Origin of the sequence: Vibrio sp. 10N.222.52.C3 (assembly GCF_041474195.1) — a bacterium.
GTDB lineage: Bacteria > Pseudomonadota > Gammaproteobacteria > Enterobacterales > Vibrionaceae > Vibrio > Vibrio crassostreae_C.
In genome coordinates, this window is the sequence record NZ_JBFRTQ010000140.1 from 1 (window position 1) to 2,778 (window position 2,778).

The 2,778-nt window shown below is 40.8% G+C and carries 4 protein-coding genes; 2 read left to right on the forward strand and 2 right to left on the reverse strand.

The window, feature by feature from the left end:
• Positions 1-106: 106 nt before the first annotated feature.
• Both AB4517_RS19295 and AB4517_RS19300 read left to right on the forward strand, forming a co-directional pair.
• A complete protein-coding gene (locus AB4517_RS19295; RefSeq protein WP_102319790.1) occupies positions 107-1,384 on the forward strand; it encodes a site-specific integrase in 1,278 nt (425 codons plus the stop codon).
• A 362-nt stretch (positions 1,385-1,746) separates the two neighbouring features.
• Positions 1,747-1,866: a transposase family protein gene (locus AB4517_RS19300; RefSeq protein ID WP_102319791.1), complete on the forward strand. Its 120-nt coding sequence runs from the start codon at positions 1,747-1,749 to the stop codon at positions 1,864-1,866.
• A 5-nt stretch (positions 1,867-1,871) separates the two neighbouring features.
• Here the strand turns inward: AB4517_RS19300 and AB4517_RS19305 are convergent, their stop codons facing one another.
• Together AB4517_RS19305 and AB4517_RS19310 are read right to left on the reverse strand one after the other, a co-directional pair.
• Positions 1,872-2,312 (reverse strand): YiiD C-terminal domain-containing protein, encoded by a 441-nt coding sequence (locus AB4517_RS19305; RefSeq protein ID WP_102319792.1) that lies wholly within the window; start codon positions 2,310-2,312, stop codon positions 1,872-1,874.
• Positions 2,313-2,377: 65 nt separating this feature from the next.
• Positions 2,378-2,778, reverse strand: a 401-nt coding sequence (locus tag AB4517_RS19310) for a DsbA family protein (RefSeq protein ID WP_372149237.1), incomplete at its 5' end; no start/stop codon positions are given.

Sequence of the window (2,778 nt, forward strand, 5' to 3'; positions counted from 1 at the left end):
ATCCCTATCCCTCCACCACATTAAAAATGAGATAAGCCGTTGTATTACAACGGCTTTTTTCATATCTGCAAGGTGCCAAGTCAAACCATAAGGATTGACTCAGACAATGTACCTTTTCCGCGCCCCAAATTGCACCTACTACACACGTGTTTGTCTGCCGAAAAAACTTCGAGATAATGGCTTTCCGTTCGATCTGAAAGTATCTTTACTAACCAAGAACCGTCAACTTGCTTCTGAACGCAATCTAACCGTTGCTGCTAGTCTAAAAGAGTTAATAACTAAAACTCATGGGCAAAGTTGTGTAGAAGGCTTTAAAGCGGATTGTGATGCGATTATCGATGAGGTTCGTAGTAAGTTTGAATCGAATCAACCTGATATTGAGGTATCTGCCGCTCCAGTTCGTAAAGCAGAACATCGGGACTTAACTTCTACAGTTCACCGAAAGAATCACCCTGTCGTTTCATTAAAAGCGGCGCTAGACGCTTTTGTCGCTAGTAAGAAGTTGCAAAATATCAGACCTTTAACAGTGCATCAGTTAAATGCTCGTGCCAGTCACTGTATTAACCTGTTACCCGTTGAATCCGTGGATCCTGTTACTTCGGCTCATGCGTTGGTGTACCGTGACCAACTCCTCAAGGAAGGGCGTAGCTATAAGACAAACAAAGAGTACCTTGCTGCTGCTTTTCAGTTTTTTAAGTTTGCTAAGATGATGAATTACATCGCACTGAACCCCTTTGACGGCATTAAGGTAGATAACAAGCCACTCAAGCCTACTAGTGAAGAACGTGAACGCTGGTCACTCAAGGATCTTAAGCTATTCTTCAAGTCTCAAAAATTTGTTGAACAGGATGTAGAGTTCCGCTGGATCTCGTGGATATTGCTTTACTCAGGAATGCGTCCATCTGAAGTGTGTCAACTAAGAGTGAATGACATAAAAGAGGCTGATGGGAGCTACTATTTCGCTGTCAATGTTGACGATGAAGGTAAGTACGTCAAAAATAGCAACAGCATCCGCAAAATCCCTGTCCATGGTCAACTAATTAATTTTGGATTGCTGCAGTACATTGCAACTAGGAAGTCCAGCGGTACCAATAATCTATTCAGCTATGAGCCAAAAAACATCTTTGCCGATTGGTCTAAGGCCTACCTTAATAAAATGACCAAGTACCAGACATCTATTGGTATGCTGCCACGCCACCGCCCAACGAGTTATGGATTCAGACATACTTTTATTGATGAGTTGAAGCAAAAGGGTGTTTCTGAGTTGATTACAGCTGAAATCGTAGGCCATAAGCAGCAAGGGGTAACGTATGATCGCTACGGCAAACAGTTGAATTTGAAGGAGCTTGCGAAGGCATTAAACAAGGTTACTTTTAAGCTGTAGTGCCGTGTGCTATTTCAATGTTAAGAAAAGCCGAGCTAGCTATTTACCGAGCTAGCTCATATTTGGACAGGAATCATTTAGAGTACTCTGTCTAAGTCGACTAATATTGATTAGAAAAAATATCCAAAATTATCAAAGATCTATAATTAGTTTCGCCCTCTTTATCTACAAAACGAGCGGTGAACGTTAGCCGTAGAGTACAGGGCAAGATCACGAAGCTTTACCTTAAGCTAAGTTTTTTATCTTATACTTCTTTTTGATAACAAACCAAGTCAACCATGTCTGAGCTCAATTTATTCAAATACTTTGTAGCCATTGAAGATACACGCCAATCAGGATAAGTTGTAAATAAACTCTTAGATATTCTGTTCCTTACCATTAGCGTTGTGATTGCAGGGAGTCAAGGTTGGGAAGAAATTGAAGAGTTCGGGCGTGACAAACTGGATTGGTTGCGTAAGTTTTTAGTTTTCATTGCATTTTGACCTTATTACTCTTTATTAAAAACGACGTATATTCCCTCAAAAGTAGCAACCAACTCATCCGCACAAAATAGATTGCAGGCTATTTGAACACGACCTTTTCCCTTGCGTTGAAACGCACGATGAAACCGAGACCACGCCGTAAGGTTGTCATATTTACATACTGCTGTTACATCTTTGCTGGCGGGTTTCAGGTATCGAATGCTATTTTCTTGAATAACAATTTGATGTTTTTTACCCTCCAACTGGGCATAAACTAAAGACCAACCTGCCAAAATACCAACAACAGATAAGCTGCCGCCAAACACCGTATTCATGTGGTTGGTATTCATTCTCAATGGTGCAGTAATCTCGATATTTTTGCTGCTACAAGTATTCACACAGATACCGAGAGACTTTGATACTGGTATATGATGATGAAGGTAGACTTCAAGCTCTCTATGTTTCATATAGACCGTTGCCTTTTTCAGACCGCCAAAATATTGCAAAAGTCCGTTTTAGAGGGATGCAGGAATTACACTTTAGCTAATTCAGTTAATACTTGCTTATACGTATCCACTGATTGGGCTCCAGAAATAGCGCTCTCGCGATTGAATACAACTGTTGGAACACCTGATATACCCGCTTGCTTCCATTTCTGTTCCAGCGACTGGACATGACTTCGCATATTATCGTCATCTAGGCATTGCATTGCTTCGTCAACATTAATACCAAGACTTTGCAACTCTTGCTCGAGGGTACTCTTGCTGGATATATCTTTTTGCTCGCTATAAAACGAAGCAAATAACCGATTTTTAAGCTCGGTTTGCTTGCCTACACTTTTTGCATGCTCCAGAAGAATATGAGCATCAAGGGTATTTACAGCTTTTAGTCCGTCAAAGTAGTCGAATTTAAACCCAACGTCTTCTCCAAGCT

Bases quoted from the DNA above. Each gene is read 5' to 3' on its own strand.
- AB4517_RS19295 (WP_102319790.1), top strand. From the start codon at position 107: ATGTACCTTTTCCGCGCCCCAAATTGCACCTACTACACACGTGTTTGT.
- AB4517_RS19305 (WP_102319792.1), bottom strand. From the start codon at position 2,312: ATGAAACATAGAGAGCTTGAAGTCTACCTTCATCATCATATACCAGTA.